The 18,580-nt window shown below is 30.0% G+C and carries 16 protein-coding genes and 1 pseudogene; 7 read left to right on the top strand and 10 right to left on the bottom strand.

Annotated features, from left to right (window positions below; all coding sequences use genetic code 25):
- Positions 1–214 precede the first annotated feature (214 nt).
- The 3 genes from HLG78_RS00605 to HLG78_RS00595 form a co-directional block, all read right to left on the bottom strand.
- Positions 215–445: a hypothetical protein gene (locus HLG78_RS00605; protein WP_231178396.1), complete on the bottom strand. Its 231-nt coding sequence runs from the start codon at positions 443–445 to the stop codon at positions 215–217.
- Positions 417–2,681, bottom strand: a complete 2,265-nt coding sequence (gene topA / locus HLG78_RS00600) for a type I DNA topoisomerase (RefSeq protein ID WP_231178393.1) — start codon at positions 2,679–2,681, stop codon at positions 417–419. The genes HLG78_RS00605 and topA overlap by 29 nt, the downstream gene beginning before the upstream one ends.
- Before the next feature lie 77 nt (positions 2,682–2,758).
- Positions 2,759–5,008, bottom strand: coding sequence for a transglycosylase SLT domain-containing protein (locus HLG78_RS00595; protein ID WP_231178390.1), 2,250 nt, complete (start codon positions 5,006–5,008; stop codon positions 2,759–2,761).
- Positions 5,009–5,185: 177 nt separating this feature from the next.
- Here HLG78_RS00595 and HLG78_RS00590 point away from each other — a divergent pair, with 177 nt between their 5' ends.
- The 3 genes from HLG78_RS00590 to HLG78_RS00580 are packed head-to-tail and all read left to right on the top strand — an operon-like array spanning position 5,186 to position 7,342.
- Complete coding sequence (locus tag HLG78_RS00590) at positions 5,186–5,728, top strand: DUF84 family protein (protein ID WP_231178387.1); 543 nt, start codon at positions 5,186–5,188, stop codon at positions 5,726–5,728.
- A 12-nt stretch (positions 5,729–5,740) separates the two neighbouring features.
- On the top strand, positions 5,741–6,121 hold the full coding sequence (locus tag HLG78_RS00585; protein WP_231178384.1) for a LexA family protein: 381 nt from the start codon (positions 5,741–5,743) through the stop codon (positions 6,119–6,121).
- Between the two features lie 3 nt (positions 6,122–6,124).
- Positions 6,125–7,342, top strand: a complete 1,218-nt coding sequence (locus tag HLG78_RS00580; RefSeq protein WP_231178382.1) for a Y-family DNA polymerase — start codon at positions 6,125–6,127, stop codon at positions 7,340–7,342.
- Here HLG78_RS00580 and HLG78_RS00575 read toward each other — a convergent pair.
- Both HLG78_RS00575 and HLG78_RS00570 read right to left on the bottom strand, forming a co-directional pair.
- On the bottom strand, positions 7,339–7,503 hold the full coding sequence (locus HLG78_RS00575; RefSeq protein WP_231178380.1) for a hypothetical protein: 165 nt from the start codon (positions 7,501–7,503) through the stop codon (positions 7,339–7,341). The genes HLG78_RS00580 and HLG78_RS00575 overlap by 4 nt on opposite strands.
- Before the next feature lie 38 nt (positions 7,504–7,541).
- Entirely contained in the window at positions 7,542–7,739 is a 198-nt protein-coding gene (locus HLG78_RS00570) for a hypothetical protein (protein ID WP_231178377.1), read from the bottom strand.
- A 168-nt stretch (positions 7,740–7,907) separates the two neighbouring features.
- On the opposite strand from HLG78_RS00570, the gene HLG78_RS00565 reads away from it, so the two are divergent.
- The 4 genes and pseudogenes from HLG78_RS00565 to dapD form a co-directional block, all read left to right on the top strand.
- Entirely contained in the window at positions 7,908–8,381 is a 474-nt protein-coding gene (locus tag HLG78_RS00565) for a hypothetical protein (protein WP_231178374.1), read from the top strand.
- A 20-nt stretch (positions 8,382–8,401) separates the two neighbouring features.
- Complete coding sequence (locus tag HLG78_RS00560) at positions 8,402–8,608, top strand: hypothetical protein (RefSeq protein ID WP_231178372.1); 207 nt, start codon at positions 8,402–8,404, stop codon at positions 8,606–8,608.
- A 90-nt stretch (positions 8,609–8,698) separates the two neighbouring features.
- A complete protein-coding gene (locus tag HLG78_RS00555; RefSeq protein WP_231178370.1) occupies positions 8,699–8,992 on the top strand; it encodes a hypothetical protein in 294 nt (97 codons plus the stop codon).
- A gap of 322 nt (positions 8,993–9,314) precedes the next feature.
- Positions 9,315–10,151: pseudogene (gene dapD / locus HLG78_RS00550) on the top strand (2,3,4,5-tetrahydropyridine-2,6-dicarboxylate N-succinyltransferase); the annotation flags it as partial.
- A gap of 1,804 nt (positions 10,152–11,955) precedes the next feature.
- Here dapD and HLG78_RS00545 read toward each other — a convergent pair.
- From HLG78_RS00545 to HLG78_RS00525, 5 genes are all read right to left on the bottom strand, one after another.
- Positions 11,956–13,401, bottom strand: a complete 1,446-nt coding sequence (locus HLG78_RS00545) for a class I SAM-dependent DNA methyltransferase (protein WP_231178367.1) — start codon at positions 13,399–13,401, stop codon at positions 11,956–11,958.
- Between the two features lie 494 nt (positions 13,402–13,895).
- Complete coding sequence (locus tag HLG78_RS00540; protein ID WP_231178364.1) at positions 13,896–14,465, bottom strand: hypothetical protein; 570 nt, start codon at positions 14,463–14,465, stop codon at positions 13,896–13,898.
- Positions 14,466–14,796: 331 nt separating this feature from the next.
- The gene (locus HLG78_RS00535; RefSeq protein WP_231178362.1) at positions 14,797–15,369 is read right to left on the bottom strand and encodes a hypothetical protein; all 573 of its coding nucleotides are present in this window, start codon (positions 15,367–15,369) and stop codon (positions 14,797–14,799) included.
- 22 nt (positions 15,370–15,391) lie between these two features.
- Complete coding sequence (locus tag HLG78_RS00530) at positions 15,392–16,558, bottom strand: restriction endonuclease subunit S (protein WP_231178360.1); 1,167 nt, start codon at positions 16,556–16,558, stop codon at positions 15,392–15,394.
- Positions 16,559–16,604: 46 nt separating this feature from the next.
- On the bottom strand, positions 16,605–18,389 hold the full coding sequence (locus HLG78_RS00525) for a KAP family P-loop NTPase fold protein (protein WP_231178357.1): 1,785 nt from the start codon (positions 18,387–18,389) through the stop codon (positions 16,605–16,607).
- Between the last annotated feature and the right edge of the window lie 191 nt (positions 18,390–18,580).

Below are 18,580 nucleotides of genomic sequence, written 5' to 3'. Positions count from 1 at the left end.
CATTTAAGATAACAATATAAATAAAAAAGGAGCAACCTCCTAAATAAGTATTTTATAAATAATTTTAAATATTTTTCAACAAAAAAGACCACCTTGGAGTAAACTCCAAGGTGGATACCTGAAGTGTTATAACACCTCAGGTGTCTTCAACCATCCCTTCTTGGCCGCACACTCTATAGCTAAGGGGCTGAGAGGAATTACATCCTCATTTCCCCTACGTTCATCTACAAGTCTCCAAAAGTCATCTTCGCTTTGGAGTCTCATAACCTCTCTGCCAGTAATGATAGAGTTTGCAGCCCGTTCAGTCTGGACAGTCTGGACTTTGTGCATATATTCTCCTTTTTATAAAAAACGCTGGCAAAACTACCAGCATACTATTTATAACCATCTTTTTTATTTTGTCAAATATCAAAAAATTATTTTTTCTTAGGAATAGGTTTGGCATTTTTGCAGTCTGGATATTTATCACAAGCCAAAAATGGTCATCTTCTTCATTTTTTCACAACCATTTTTCATTCTCCACATTTATCACAAGTTTCTCAGCCAAATTGTTCCTGCAATTTCTCTGTTTTCTCATCTGGTATTTTTCATATCCACTTTACTTCAGGATACTTATCCGAAGCCAAAAACGGTCAATATCTTCATACTTTTACCACTATATTACCTCATTCTGGACAAGGTTTTCATTCATATTTATCTTTTAGTTGTTGGATATAATCTTGTTCTTCTTTGGTGTTTGTAACATATTTACAGTCAGGATAATTATCACAACCTATAAACTTACCTGTTTTTCAAAACTTATACACCAAATCTCATCAACATTTAGGACATTTTTCTCATACATACATTTTAGCTTTTTCGCTTTTATCTGATGCTTGCAAATCTTTTTCAAAATCTTTCCAAAATTCTTTCAACATCTTTTCCCAGTCTTGCTTTCATTCTGAAATTTTATCAAGCTTGTCTTCCATTTTTGCTGTAAAATTGTAATCCATCAAGCTTTTAAAGTTTGACTCCAAAAAATCATTCACCAAAAATGCTATATCTGTAGGATGAAGTTTTTTGTCATCTTTTTTTTCTACATAACCTCTATCTATTATTGTACTTATTGTTGGTGCATATGTAGAAGGTCTTCAAATTCACTCACTTTCAAGTTTTTTCACCAAAGTAGCCTCTGTGTATCTTGCTGGTGGTTTTGTAAAATGCTGATTTGACAAAATTTTGTCCGACTCAATTTCTTGATCTTTTTGTAAAGGTGGCAAAATATTTTCTTGCATCGGAATCTTTCCAAAAACATCCTGCCAAACTTGCATAAAACCCAAAAACTTTATTGTCTGACCTTTGGCAGACCATTCATGATTTTTTCATTTCACAGTCATTTTCAATGTAAGATTTTCAAGCTTTGCATCTGCCATTTGAGTAGCTAAACTTCTTGTCCATATCAATGTATACAACTTTGCTTCATTCCCAGAAAGCCCAACATTTTTTGGGGTTTTATTTATATCTGTAGGCCTTATTGCTTCATGGGCTTCTTGCGCTCATTTTGATTTTGTTTTATAGTTTTTGGTTTGAACAAACTCTTTTCAGTAATTTTTTTTAATATATGATCATGCAGAGTTGATAAATCAAGACGACAAATTCAAACTATCCGTTCTCATGTATGTTATATATCAATTTTCATACAACTTTTGAGCAACTGACATTACCTGCTTTACTCACCATCAAAGCTTATTACTAGCTTCTTGCTGTAATGTTGAAGTTATAAAAGGAGCAGAAGCAGACCTTTTACTAGTTGATTTTTTTAGTTGTATTATTTGAAAAGGAATTTTTTCATCAAAATATATTATTTTATTTCAAGTTTTTTCTTCTGAAGATTCTTTTGGCTTCTTGGTCAATCAAATCTCATCAAAAATTTTTTGTAAATCAGATTGTTTTTTGAGAGATATTTTTTTTCAGTTTATTTTCTCAAGAGTTGCTTTGAATTCCTGTTTATTATAACTAAACAATCACAAAACAGACCAAGACTCTTCAGGTTTGAAGTTTTGGATTTCTCTTTCTTTTTCTACAATCAACTTTACTGCAACAGACTGAACTCTACCCGCACTAAGTCATCTTTTTACTTTACTCCAAAGAACTGGAGAAATTTTAAATCATACTAACCTATCAAGAATTCTTCTTGCTTGCTGACTACTTACCAAATTTTCATCTATTGTCCTAGGATTTTTGACAGCCTCTTGAATCGCATCTTTTGTTATCTCATGGAACACTATTCTTGGAGTATCTTCTTTTTTTAGATTTAAAACATTTATCAAATGCCATCATATAGCTTCTCATTCACGATCTTCATCTGTTGCTATCCATATTTTTTCATAACTTTTAACAAGTTTTTTAAGATTATTAACTGTTTTTTTCTTGTCGGGCATTGTTTCATACTCTGGCTTGAAATTGTTGTCTATATCTACTCAAAATCATTTTTTGGGCAAATCCACTACATGTCACATACTAGCCTCTACTGCCCATTCATTTCATAGAAATTTTTTTATTGTGTTGGATTTTGCAGGAGATTCCACAATCACAAGATTTTTTCATTTTGATGGTTTTGTGGATTTTTTAGAAGTTGTGGTTTTTGAGGTGGTAGATTTAGTAGACTTTTTTGTTGTGGAAGCTTTAGTTTTTGTTGGCATATACTAAACTTAAATTCTTAAATAAAGAAACTATAATATTTTTTCTTTTTTTTTCAACAATATTTACAAACAAAAGTTTAGTAATGCCTTCTTAATAAGTTTGGATCTACTCATAATTCTTGTAATCTATTTTTATCTTGCTGGGACATTCAAGCTGCCATTTCTCTAATATTATCATGAGTTCTCAACAATTCATTTACACTATTAATTACTCTTCAAGGATACCTGTTTATAACCACCCTAAAAGTTTGTCAACTTCATCTAATAACTCTTGATGGTCACATATTATATCAAGTAAGAACCATCTCAGCCAGGTCGTATCCACCATCTCACAAATTTACAGTACGAAATCTGTTGTAAATATAATTAAGATAAGTTATTGCCCAAGAAAGTGATATCTCTGGATTGAAAGGATTTATTTCTTTCCTGTTGAACCAAGCATTTCAAGCCAAAAAATTACTTGGCATTATTTGAGCCATTCAAAGTTCTCCTGCTTGTCATATATTGAATGGATTAAATTTTGACTCCAAGTCAATCAATCACACAAGCAATATCTTGTAATAATCTGGAAGTTCTTTTCATCACCTTTCATTGTAATTGTATCTTTCAAACAAGTCTTCCACCAACCCATCTATCTGATTTATATAATTTTTACTTTGAGCAGTATAATTAACTGTTCTTTTTAATCTTAGCATATTTATCACAGAATTAAAACCATATCTGTTTTTATATTCTACAAATGTATCAGAATCCATAGATTCAAAATACATTCTGGCATTTTTTATTCTCATCATAGTTGCCACATCATCAAATAACTGAACCAAATCCATAGTTCTCAATGGATAATCAATAATTTCTGTGAAATATCTTCACTGCCTTACCAGCTCTTCTCTTTTTTCTTGTTCAGATACTTGAGATAATGCAACATTTTTTAGAGCTTGAAGCTCATTTTCAAGTTTTTCCTGATAATTGGACGGAACATGTATTGGATTGCTTTCATTTCCAGCCCATGCTAATGTCCTATCTATCCTTTCTTCAAATCTTTCTTTATACTCTTTGATCAAATTGATTCTTTCAAAAGCATCACCATCTTTGATCAGCCTAAATTGGTCATGCTGAGCAACTTTCCTAAAGGGATCACCTGTTATGGAAACTACCACATCACCTCAATAATTTATTCATTCAACCTTTGCATCATAAATATTTTCTTCATCATCCATATAGTAAATTTTTTGTCAAACAGACAAAACTCTTTCATTTACTCACTCTCATATCTTAAACTCACTTACATCCTGCATTACATCTGCATCAGGTGCTACTTCATCTTCTTTTACTTTTTTCTTTGTATGATAGTTTGCAGGCAGTTCTATCAGATCTCCTGGAGAAATTATTCTTCACTTGTAATAAGCAAATCTTCCAACTACCTGCATATTATTATAATTTAAAACATCCTGTTTGTGATCTTCATTATCTGGATCAAGCCCAAGTCATTCAATCACATTATCCAAATTATCTCAATGTTGTACTTCATAACTTTCCTGCAACTTAACTTTTCACAAATATCTTGAAGGAAGTTTTACTTCATCTCAAGGCTGAAAAACTTCACCATCTATACGAGGGAGACCTCTAAGTATAGTAATATTATTATAATTGAAAAAATCAGATCTTTGTTCTTCATCATCTGGATCCATTCAAAGTCATATCATTGCCTCTTTTATACTATCTCATGGCTGCAATTTGTATGTTTCTTGAAAATCTCATTTAACCCTAGATTCTTCTGATTCTTCTGGCTCAAAGAACACATGTCATTCTTCCATAGGCTCACCATCTACATAAAATCTTCCTCAACGATTTTCTATTTGATTGTACTCAAAAAATCTTTCTACCTGTTCTGAATCATTATAATCTAATCATAATGCATTCATAGCATAATAAGGACCGTCTCATCTTTGCACAACATAAGCATTATCAGGAATATCACATTGAGTTTCTGTGGTGGTCCAAGTAAGTTCATCTCATACACTAAGTGCAGGTGAAGGCATATTATTTTCTTGCTTGAAAGCCATCCTATCTTCAGCATCACTATAATCAAGTCAAAACTGATCTCTCATAACAGTATACAAAGTATCTCAAGAAACAACTTGATAAGTTTGTGTTGTTTCTTGTGTATCACAATAATCATCAATTGTATTAGATCTAGATTCTGCAGACATTCAAGTAAATGAAATTGCAATTGCTACATACAAAGCAGTATTAGAAGAAACTTTGGAATTTTTTAAATTACCATTTGTATTTGAATGATTTTGATTCTCAAAATTTTTACTCATATCAAAAGTTTGTTTAATTAATTAAATTTTAAAAAAGTAAGCTCATATATAAAGAAAAAACACACAAAGTCAATATTTTTTGTAAAAAATTAAAAATATTAAAAAATAAAATATCTATTGATTTATAATACAATAGAATTAAATTATAAGTTGCTTTTAATTATAATAAATGAACAAATGAAAATAGCTATTTGAACTCAAAATCCAGCAAAAATTGAAGCAATTAAAATTTGAATTGATAAATGCTCATATACAAACAACCAAGACATAGAATTCATCACAAACTCAGCTGAAAGTAATGTTTCAGACATGCCAAAATCTTTAGAAGAAAACATCAGATGAGCAGAAAATCGTAGTATAGATATGCAAAAAAAACATAATAATGCAGACTTATACATAGGAATGGAATGATGAACAAGCTATATAAACTGAAAGGCTTACCTTTTTTGAGTTGTATGCATATTGGACAAAAACTGAAAAAAACATATTGGTATATCAAATATGATGGAAGTACCAGAAGTTTTTAGAAAAAGAATCTATGAAAACGGAGAAGAACTTGGTGTTGTTTTGGAAGAACTTACCTGAATACAATCAGCAAGCAAAAAAAATTGAGCTTTTTGAGCTTGGAGCGATGACAACCTAACAAGAACCGACCAATTTGTTTATGCTTTTTTGAGCGCAATCCCACCATTTTTCAATAACTTTTATAACATAGAATAACCTACCCAACAAATGTTAATTCCTCTATTTGAATGACTTAAAGCCTGATTCCCCACATCTACAGATGATACAACCCAGGAAAATATAGACTTAAAAGATTTTCTTGTGGAGAGACCATATTCTACGGTATATCTTAAAGTTAGCTGAGAAAGTATGCTTAAAGAAGGAATAAAAGATGGAGATTATATTATAGTAGACAAATCAATACAAGCACAAGTTTCAGACATAATAGTTGCTATAGTAGACAAAGAATATACACTAAAATACTTGTCGCAAGACAAAAATTGAAATTACTACTTGGAACCTGCAAATAGTGACTATCCTCCTATTTATCCAGAAGAAGAACTTGTAGTTTTTGGTGTTGTAATATGAGTTTTTAGAAAGTACAAATAATAAATGATTTGAGAAAAATCCAAACAAGTATGGGCCTTGATTGACTGTGATTGTTTTTTTGTGTCTTGTGAGGTACTAAGAAACCCAAAATTAAAAAACAAAAAAGTATGTGTATGAAAAGATATAGTTATTGCAAAATCGTATGAAGCAAAACACTTTTGAGTAAAAACTTGAACACCTATACGAGAAGCCAAACCAATGCTAAATAATGAATGAATCTTTATTTCACCCGACCATAACTTTTATAATAAAGTATCAAAAAACTTACAAAATTTTTTAAAAAACTTTTTTCCAAAAGTAGAAGTATTCAGTAACGATGAAGCATTTGTAGATATCACAAACAGCCTGAATATTTTTTGAGCAAAATCATACTATGAACTTGCAAAAAAAATACAGCTTCAAATATACAAACAAATTTGAATACCTGTATCAATATGAGTAGCACCAACAAGAATTCTTGCCAAGACCTTCTCTCCTATCAACAAACCTTACTGAGTAACAGTTTGAATAGATGAAAACAAAATCAACAAAATATTAAAAAAAACACCCATCAAAGATATACCTTTTATTTGAAAAAGTTCACAAGAAAAAATTGATTTTTTAAAAAATGTATTTGAGTTCAAACAAGTTAATTTTTCAACTATCAAAAAAAATCTTCAAGGAGGTTGAACAAAAATATGGTTTGAGATAAATTCAGTGAATGCAATTTCTTTTGAAAACAACAAACAAGCAAAATCAATAAGAAGAACATACTCATTCAACCCACATTTTTCATCCAATAAACAAGAAGTTTATTCCCACTTATGTATAAACATTGAAAAAGCTTTTTCTCAAATCATAGAAAAAGACTTATATACAAAACAAATTAGCATAATTTTGAAAGACAAATTTTTTCAAAAATATAAAACAACAAAAATTCTTAACTCCAAAACCAATGACAAAACATTCATATACAAAACAGCAAAAAACCTTTTTGATGAAATATTCAAAGAAAATATACCATATAGAAGCACATGAATATACCTTGAAAAATTAGAAAATTCAAACCAACAGCCTTTATCAATTTTTGAAAACAATAACAATGACAACCTATGGAAGAAGATTAATAATATAAATAAAAAATTCTGAGATCAAAAATTGACCTCAGCATCAGCACTTTCTAAGTCTACAACACCAAAAGATAAAGATTTTATTTTATATCTTTGAGAAGTAAAAGCTTAATCCAAATCATCCAAATAGGTAATTGGAGGCAATTCATCCATCAAATTTTGTAAAGCTTCTTGTCAACTTTCTTCCAGTATAGCATCCATATTAGATCAAATACAATCCGAAGCTTGTGCGCTTTCTCTATACTGATTTGGTTCAAATTGTTGAAAAACCATTAAATTTTGGTTATCTTATAAATAGCATACAAATAAACTTATTTTGAAGATCTTCTAACCACTCTGAACCCCAAAGCTTCAAGCTCTTCTCTAGTTAAAATATCTTTTTCTGGATCATGCTGAATAGTATTAGCAATTTCATCTGCACATCACTTAGGAAGCTCACTAATATCTACATAAGTTTCAGAATAACCATCAAATTTATTAGCTAAACCAGTATTTACTCATTTACTCATAATTAATTTTTATTTTTTAAATTTTTTATAAAAGTAAATAATAAACAATAATATTACAAAAGTCAATCCAAAAACAGACATTTTTCTAATATAAAATGTACAAAATTAGTTGCAAAAACAATTAAAAATTTTATCCTTAATATCGTATTTACAAAATCAATAAAATGGATGCTAAAAATAATATTCCAAAATCTTATCAAAGTAATTAAAAGCAAACTGTCTATTACTGCATGAATTATTTCATGATGAATTATACTACGAATATCCAATGATTTTACGAACTATGATCTAATGTTATGAAATTATGGACCTATACTTGCAAATATAGAATATTATTCGAATTTTTTGATTGCGTTTTTATTTTGATTGCTAATAGCTAGTACAACCTACAAGATTTATTTTTTTGGAAATTTTAGCAAGTATCAAAGTTGAGGTTGAATAATATGAAGCATTGCAAGTATAGTAACAATATGATGTCCTGCATGTAGCATTACTTTGGCATCATATATTGGAATTGGAGGAACAATACTTTCTATGCCTTATTTTTGACTTGAAATCAAAGCAGTTTGAATACTTGTTCTTTTGATAAGTTTGTTTTTTATACTCAAAGACCTTGAAGTATGTAAAATCACAAAAAAATAATTTATATTCTCAAACAAAATATGAACACACCCAAAACACAACATCTAATTGATAAATCCAACCAGTATATAAAACAATCTATACACAATTTAAGAGAAATACTAAAATTTTGTGAAGAACAAGATAAAAATAAATCTCAGACTCATAACACAAAACATGCAGACCAGAAAATCACTACGGCACAACTAAGATCATTATGAATCTGACAACCACCAAAAACAAAATAAAAAACATCAAAATTTAAATAATTTTGTTGACTTATCATATACAAATTATTATAAGATATATACTTGAGTAAAAAACACCTGGAGTGTAATATGTGTGAAATCTTTGGTGAAGCTGCTCCTCTTTGCTCACTAGCAGTGATCCTGCTAACATCAATTCTAATTGCATGTGTAGTATCTGCTTTGATTGCAGTCTTGATTGCTACTGGTTTCTACACTTGGAATCAGAAATGGGGCGATGGGAAAGAAAAACTTGGTGATATGATTTTGGTGGCAGTACTTGTGGGCTTTAGCTTGCCATTAATGATGCTGAAAGATATTTTTAGTGGCAATAACTACTATGACCATGAAAACAGACCGCCACCGGACAATCCATACACACAATAAAAATCACACTTCAAAAACCCTAGGCCTCTCCTAGGGTTTTATTTATTTGTAATCTTTTTTTGCAAAATATTCATCAAAATATCTATATTATAATTTTTCTTTGATTGTTACTTCATTATATTTAAGTTGAGATAAAATTTCTAACTAAAAGTACAAAAAGTTATCAACATATTCCAAATTTATATATTTGTAGTAAAAGACAATAGAATACTATTTTAATTTTATATTATTTTTAGTTTGTTATTACTCAAAAAAATATTGACATTTATTTCTTTATGATTATAAGAGTGTACCTTTGTGATGCATAAGAAATGGAGGTAGCATGATTGCTGATGTTGGTAACTTCTCCGACAATACAAGAAAAATCATCGAAGAAGCGTTCAAGAGACGAGATGAACTCAACCCGAACGACACCCTTACGGAAATCCGCAATGCTGTGACTAAAGCCCTGCGGCAGCTCGACAGCGGCCAGGCGCGGGTCGCCGAGCCGGGCAGCAACGGTTGGCAGGTCAATGAGTGGCTGAAGAAGGCGGTGCTGCTCTCCTTCCGCCTCCACGACAACCGTCTGATGCACGGCGGTGTCACCAACTTCTTCGACAAGGTTCCGATGAAGTTCGCCGACTGGGACGAGAATGCCCTCCGCGAATCCGGCGTACGAGTGGTGCCACCAGCAGCTGCACGCCATGGCAGCTACATCGCCCCCGGGGTGGTGCTGATGCCTTCCTATGTAAACATCGGCGCCTATGTTGACGAGGGCACTATGGTCGATACCTGGGCCACTGTCGGCTCCTGCGCCCAGATCGGCAAAAATGTCCATCTCTCCGGCGGCGTCGGTATCGGCGGCGTGCTCGAGCCGCTGCAGGCCAATCCGACCATCATTGAGGATGGGTGTTTCATCGGGGCCCGCTCGGAGATCGTCGAAGGAGTGATCGTCGGCCGCGGTGCAGTCATCTCCATGGGCGTCTACATCGGCCAGAGCACGAAGATCTATGATCGGACCACCGGTGAAGTCCACTACGGACGAGTTCCGGAAGGCGCTGTGGTAGTCCCCGGCAACCTGCCGGCTGATGATGGTAGCCACAGCCTCTACTGCGCGGTAATCATCAAGTATGCAGACGAAAAAACCCGCGCCAAGGTCGGCATCAACGAACTGTTGAGGCCGTGAAATCCACTTTTCCCACAAAGCCCCGGTTTTTCCGGGGCTTTTTTCGTTGTAATTTTTTTGAAGAAAAAAAGCTCCAGAGGACTTCCTCCAGAGCTACTAAAGCTGAACCTGCATCAGCTAGATATTCTCTTTTTTCGTAGTAGTTCCACTATCTCCTCGCGAAGAACCTCCTCAATATGATCACGCTCCAAAAAGATAACTATACTAGATCCCTTTTTATGGATACCCAAAATTATTGGGTATTTTTCAAAATCAGGGAGCTCATCATGAAGACCTACTGCATAAACTGCAGCATCCAGCAAAGGCCCTGTAGGTATCGTCCGTTTGAGCTCAAGACAGTCCACAGTGCCTGATTCTACTTTGTATCTTTTGATAGGCCTAACAAAAAACGGACTTGAAAAAAACCTTCTCTGATACAAGTCAGCAAAAACAAATCTCCTAAGTTCTCTGAAACTTCCTGAGAAGTAGTCATTTAGGATATCTTGAGGACACAAAACTATCCTGTCATCAACATCCCCTCCATGAGAACCATTCCTCACCATAGCATATGCAATATCTAATCTATGCTCCTTCATATTCACCTCCAAAAGTTGAGACTTCAAAGGCAATGTTAATATAATTTTTTGATAGAATATGTCAATATTTTTTGAATTTTCAAAAGAAGAACTCCTATAAGTTTGCCTCCAGTAGTTATGAAATATTCAACTTGAGAACTTAGGCTTACGCCAAAGATACAATCTGAAATTTCAAAGACACAATTTATTAAAAAGTCTATTTAGTGTACTATCTTATTTTTTTGATAATGAAAAAAGACAACCGGGACATACCTGCCGATCACATTGCATTTAATTCATAAAAATTTTCATAATATTAAAACCCGCTGCAAAGATTCCTGCAACGGGTCTGTAATTTCACACAAATAGATAGACAAACAAGCCCACTAAAAGTATAACAATGGGACTAAAAAAGAATTTAGCAAACTTCCAACCAGAGGAGAAGGAAGTTAAAATTTTATTATAGAGACTAATGCATGTAATGAAAAGGAAGGCAATCAACACCAGCCCCCAAGCCTCCCCAATTGAGATAGAACTGACACCAAATATTGGAACAAAAAACCATTCCCACAAAACATATAGCACAAATCCGCAAAACAATCCCCACACAACAAAGTAAGTAAGAGTCACAAGAATGTAGATACAAAGATGAATGGTAGAATTTTTCATAGCAGCCTCCTCAAAGCTTTTTGTATTACAAGAAATCTGTTGCATGTTTTTTTATAATAATAAGATATTGAATGTCAATAAAAAATAAGTTTTTGTTGACATTAGAAAAAAATAATTATAACCAGATTCCTGTTTTTTAGTCTTCCACAGTTGTAACCCAAAGGATGATAGGAGAGTACTTATGTCCATAAATCCAATGTTTAAGAACAAAAAAAGAAGTCAGGGTTCAGTCATGTAAATGAAAAGGTAAAAAAACCAATTGTACAGCCTATCGAACTTATTGTGTATCTTTGTAATATCCTATTAAACATTTCTTACAGTATAACATTATACAAAATCTTTGCCAAATTAGGAATATCAGTTTATGTTTCTTTTTTGGTTGCATTTTTCTTCACTTTTTTAGCAGTTATGCTAGTTATACTGGTAAGCTTTTACAGCTCCCTCAAAAAAGAATCTGAAGAAGAAAATCTCCAGGAAGAAAACTAACTCAGAATTGTATTCAATTCTGGGTTAGAAGGTGCTTGCTTATACTGCTAGCGCTTTTTTCTTTGTATAAAATTAAGTTTGCTAAAACTTTAGATAGCTTCTTTTAGTCTATTGGTTAATTCATTGATTTTTTGGTCATTATTTTCAATATTTTCTAGTATTTCTTGAGGAGTTCTGTATTCTTCTGGTTTATTTTTGTGAGGATTTTTGGCTGATATATCATAGTCTTTGATATCTTCTACTGGAGCTATCCATGAATTTTCTGTTTCTTTCCTGCTATCAAAAAGATCTATAAATTCTTGGATTTCTTCGTATTTCAAAGGGGAATTCTTGGTAAGATTTCTTCAAGGATTTATTTCATAATATCGTATATCCTTGGTAGTTCACTGTTTGTCAAAATATATAATATTTGTTTTTACTCCAGAATAAGGCAAAAACACTCCTGCAGGCAAACTACAAATAGTATGTAGATTATAATTTTCTATAAGTTCTTGTTTAATTTTTTGGAAAGGTTGTGAGGTATTAAACAAAACTCATTCTGGGACAATTATAGCAGCTTTTCATCAAGTTTTGAGTTTTTTCATAAAATGTTGGAGAAATAGCATTTCAGTAGAGTTGGTTTTGATAGGGAAATTAGCTTGAATTTGTTCCTTTTCTTTTCATCCAAAAGGTGGATTGGCAAGGATAATATCGTATCTGTCTTTTTCTTCAATAGATCTTACATCTTGGGTGAGGCTGTTTTGCTTGCTTAGGTTTGGGTTGGAAATTCAATGAAGTATCATATTCATCATACCCATAATATAAGCTATTGGTGTCTTTTCGTTTCCATAAAAGGTTTTATTCCTTAGGAAATAGTAGTCATCAGTTGTTTTTTCTTGTTTTTTTAGGTTTTCAAAAGCTTCTATCAAAAATCAACAACTACCACTGGCTCCATCATAAATAGTTTGCCCAATCTTGGGGTTGATAGTATCTGTCATAGCTTTTATTACAGGTCTTGGAGTATAAAACTCACCTGAATTTCAACCATCGCTACCCATTCACTGAAGCAAGTCTTCATATATTTTACTAAGCTCAAAAAGATCTTTTTCGCTTTGAAAACTGAGTCAGTCTACTATATCCAAAATCTCTCTGATAGTGTGTCAGCTTTCTATCCTGTTGTCTATGAAATAGTAGATTTCACCTATTTTGTATTTCATAGTATTGTAATCTTTACTGGTATCTTTGAAAGATTGAAGATAAGGGAAAAGCTCATTGTTTACGAAATCTTTGAGATCATCTCAGGTAAGAGCATTGTTCACATCAAGTTTGTGGTCTTTGGTCTTGGGACAGGCTCGATTATCTCGTCTAAACTTTGGGTCTAGTATAAATTCATAATCTTTGCCATCAAGCAAGGCTCATTCATAATTTTCTTTTTCATAATCATCTATAAATTTCAGAAAAAGAATCCAGGATATTTGTTCTGTATAGTGCATAGCTCAAGAGATTCAGTCGTCTCTACGGAGAATATCTGTAATTCTGTTTATTTGTTGTTGCATTGGGTATGATTATTTGGTAAATTGGTTTAACATAATGATTTATAGTACAAATGACAGTTGTTGCAAAATATGAAATAAGTGATTTTTTATAAACTAAACTTATTTGATATAATATATCTTTGGATTTTTTTTTCAATATTAATATTGGGGTTTGGAAATTGTCACGGTCCAATTTGATATTTTTTAGAAAAATCAATTCAAAACTTATATTAGCTTTTGTCACGGACAATGTTGTTTTGTAAATCGTGACAAGTTTAAAGATTTTGAAATCTACTTACTATTACAAACTGTTTCTAAGTTTGAGTTTGTTTGGAAATAGTTTTGCTGATTTTATTAACCAGGCTCAATTTAGTGGTATGTGCATTTTTTGCACATTGCTTTTTTTAAACTAGTGTCATTTTGGAACTAATTGAATTAGAAGATATTAATAATGATTTAAAAGTTAGAAATATACCTATTCAAATTTTTTAAATAAATATAGTATAGCATTGTATTTATTCGTATTCCTCTAAGAACTTTTTTATATTATTTTTAGTATAATTAAACTTACTTATTATCTTTTCAACATTTTTAGTATACCAATATCTATTGATGTTTTCTAGTTCACAAAATTCATTTTTTATATTACTTAATTTAATATGTATATTATTATATTTATCAAATTCCTGTGGGCTTGTTATAGATAAAAAACTTTTATTTAATTCCCAAGATTCAAAGTTTATACTATAAACAAATTTCTTTAATTTTTCTTGTTCTTCTTCTTTTTGATTTCTAGTAATTTCATACAAATCAAATTCTTTTATTTTTTTCAAAATTTCAATATTTTTGTCTAAGTTACTTTCTAAGACTTTTAAAATCCTTTTTTTCTTAAAACTATTTTTTAGTGGTTCTAAACAAATAGAAATAAATAAAGATGCTAATACAGATAAAAATATAGCTATGGCACTCAGGGATGTCCATCAAGTACTATCAAGTCATAAAAAAGTTTCTTGATTTTCATCAAAATTAACTTTTATTTCTCAATTATCATTTTGATATATAGCCAATTTATCTTTTTTTGTCATTTCTTTGTTATGACAAGCTAAACTTATTTGATATAATATATCTTTGGATATTTTTTTCAATATTAATATGTGGGTTGGAAATCTTTATGATTATGTTTTTATTAATTTAGGTAGCTCCCTCAAATGTTCATTGAATATTTGAAGGATGCAGCATACCTCAAACTTCGCGCGATAACTTAGGGATGCCGCACACCCTCAACTCCGCGCGATAATTTAGGGGTGGTCCATACCTTCAACTCCGCGCGGTAACTTAGGGATTTGAAGGGATCCCCTTAAACATTCGTTGGATGTTTGAAGGGGGACACCCCATTAAATTACCTGTAAAGACCTTTTAGAGTACTCAATATATACTGTATCCAAACATTGCCAGGCTTCATATCAGCAAATTATAATTAATATTTCACACAAAAATTGGAAGTATCATTTTTTTCCAGTTGTATCAAGCAATTCATAATCATGATGATGGTATATCATTTGGCAATGGGGCAAAACTCCAATAAAGCAGCAAAAACCAAAAAATTGTTTTATCAGATTTGGCTCTTATCCAGTTGGAAAATTTTTCAACTTTTGATTTGTATTTGCTATCATTTATAAATAATTTTGCTTTCCTCCCCAAAAAATAAAAGAAGAAATCACCAATTGTTAGTCATATTGCTGATATTAGCGACAAAGTAAGCAAATCTGCTCATCATACAACAAAAGTTGCTAATGTTGTATAAAATGTAGCTGCAGTTAGGAAAAATACTCATCATACAAAAGCAAAAAAGAAAATTACAAGGTATGTATTTTCTAGTCAGATAAAATCAACAATTTGAGCAGGTCAGATTGTGTATACCAAATATAAAAGAAGTATAAATATAGCCAAGAATATTAGATAAACAGCTTTTTTGATAGATTTGCTCATTGAATTTTCATCAAACTTATAATTAAACCAGTTTCCCTTCAAAAGCAGAGTTTAGGACAGATTTTTTGAGTTCTTGTAGATTGGCAAGTTTTTGTTGGTATTGATTTTTGAGTTGTTCGTTGGTTTGGAAAATATTGTCTAGATAATCAACTATTTCTTGTTGTTTGGATAGAGGTGGAAGTGGGATATCTAATTCGCTAATAGTTGAAAATTTAATAGCTGGCATTGCTGCTCAATATACATTTAGAAAAAGGTAATTTTTAAAAAAATCTGATAAAAAATAAAAATACAAATATTTTTTATTAAGACTATCTATAGTTGCAGTAATCTTAAATAAATTATTTGCTATAATTCATTTTTTTCAAGTACATATAAATCAAGTAGATGCTCAATATCTAACCATAGAAATATCTGTTTCTTTTACAAAAGCTCTCTCATCATATTTCTCTATAAACCTAGGTTCCTGATTTCATTGTGTAAAATCAATTATTCTTAAAAATCTATAATTTCAATCATATTTTTGTTCTTTTATAGGAACTTGAAGTCATTGAGAAAAATTTACTATATCTCAAAGTTTTTTTATTTCCCATTTTTCTTCAAAAACTTGATTCAAGACAGATTTGCTCATTTCATCTATGTGGGCTATGTTTTGTTGGATTAGTTGGATAGACTGGTCAATATCTCCCAGCACTTCATCAAGTTTGGCTGCTATTTGCTTTTGAGTTTCGAGAGGTGGGAGTGGGATTTCAGTATTTTTTATTTGTTGTGTACTTAAATTGGGTATGGCTGATCAAGATGAACGATTAAGATTGTATTCTATTTTAGTTTTTAAAAAAGAATAAATGTATTGTTTAGTAATTTCATTATCAAATCAAATTTTTCAAACTCTTTGATTTAAATAAAAGGTTTTATCTGTGTTGTTTATAGTAAGTTTCCCAGTAGTAGCTCAAGACATTGCTATTACTAAATCTCAAGGAAAAACTTTATAATTCGACAAATCTTGTGAATAATCTTCATCATTAAAATATACAAGATTTTTAAAAGAAATTCAGTTCTCTTTTATATTAGCTATTCTTAAAATTGGTTTTCATTCATCCTTAAATAAGCTACTTTTAAATGCAAATCAATTTGTAAAAGTTGCTATATCTCAAAGTTTTTTTATTTCCCATCATTCAGGTAGGTTTTGCATTGGGTTTGTAGGTTATTTATAGTAAATGTATAATTACTTTTTATTATTATGAAAACTCTTTTATAATTTTAAAATCTTTATCACTTATAGTTGTATATCTTAAATTAGACTGATCCATTTTGCTAATATTTAATATATTGTTTAAAAAATATTCATTATATATATCTTTATTGATAAGAAAATCATCATCTTTAATTCTTTTTATTTTTTTATCATCAACTAATTTTCAAACTTCTTTTAGTATAAATTTATCTATCACATAGTTAAATTTTGAATAATTTTTTAATTTAAAATAATTTATAGCAATAATTTTTTTATAATCTTCATCATGAAAATCAAGAATCATATTAGTATTATTACTCAAATTTAACTGCAAAACAATATTTAATTGATTTAATAATTTTTTTATAAATCTAAGATTTTCTACTTCAAGCATTTTATCAAACTCATTTAATAGTGTATTGACTATTTTTTCAGGCTTATTTAAATATAATTTTTTATAGTTTAAAAGTGTTTTAGGTAAATTAATATTAACTATAGAATTAAATTCATCTAAATACTTAAAAAAATAATAAGGTTCTCTTTTAGCTAATTGCCATTTTTCTCTAATTTCAGCATTTGCCTTTTTAGAAATATACACATCTTGAACATATAGACTTTCAAACCATTTATCAAAATTTAATGGTAAAATAATTTTATTAAAAAATAATTTTCAAAGAATATTTTTAAGTTCATTTTTAAAATATTTCTTTTTTTGTTCTTGTGTGAAAACAGGAACAAACCTTTCTATATTTATAATCTTTTCTATATAATTTCAATCAAACCCCTTATCATCAAGAACTTTAGTTATATTCCCTTTATCGTAAGAAACTAAATATATTATATTTTTCAGATCTCATAAGTTTTTTATTAAATTTAGCATTAATAGAATTTCATATGGATCACATCTATCTAAGTCATCAATTATCACAATAATTTTCTTTCATGAGTTATTTAATTCATTATTCAAATCTTTTTTTATCTCATTAATAGACTTGCTTGAAATCAAGCTATTAATAGCATTAAATGAACTATGTAATTCTCACAATGCCTTTAAATACTTTTTTATACTACTATTCAAATTGGTTGATTTTCAAAGCACAATAGACAATTCAGTGAAAAACTTATTTATTAAGTCATCCTTTTCATAATTCCAAGGATTAAATTCTAGTGTTTTAATTGTTGGTGATCAAAATAAATATTTATCTTTTAGATAATTTATAATACTACTTTTTCAGCTTCACCATTCACCTACTATTCATATACTATATGAACCTTTTTGATTGTTGAAGTCTATTCACAAAATTATATTGTATAAATTTTGGACGATATCATTAATTCAAAATATATCATCATTATCAATTGATATTGGTTCATCAAAAATTGGATTTATAAAATTTCATTTTTCGTTTAATAAATTTAAATATGTATCAAAGAATTGATCAAAACTTCTATTTTCTATCTTATATGATTTTACTAATAATCAATTATTATATGATTTTACTCAAGAAACATTAAAAACTATAATAAAGAATAGTCAGTAAAAAAAAATTGCAGTTAAAAACTGACCTAATCATATCGCATATATTTCCTCTATATTAAAAAATAAAAATAGAAATAAAATTAAAGAAGAAATTATTTTAATTTTACTATGAGTATAATCTAATATAGTTTCAGCATTTCTTAAAAATAAGAATAAAAGAAAAAAAAATAGTAGTATCAATAAATCATGATAATTAATAATATCTAATTCATTTGAAAGTATATAGTTATTGTAAATTAGAATAGACAATAAAGCTAAAAATGTTGTAAATAAAACATACAATAAAAAAAGAGATAATTTATTTAAAATTGCCTTATAAGGTTTAAATTTAATTTTAAGAAAATCAAAAATTTTCCAAATATAATAAAATATAATTGACGGTAAAAGATGTAAAAAAATTAATTTAAGTATTTTCCTAAAAGAGTTATATTGCATTATTT

Origin of the sequence: Candidatus Absconditicoccus praedator (assembly GCF_021057185.1) — a bacterium.
Classification (GTDB): domain Bacteria; phylum Patescibacteriota; class Gracilibacteria; order Absconditabacterales; family Absconditicoccaceae; genus Absconditicoccus; species Absconditicoccus praedator.
This window is presented reverse-complemented; position numbering and strand designations above follow the sequence as displayed.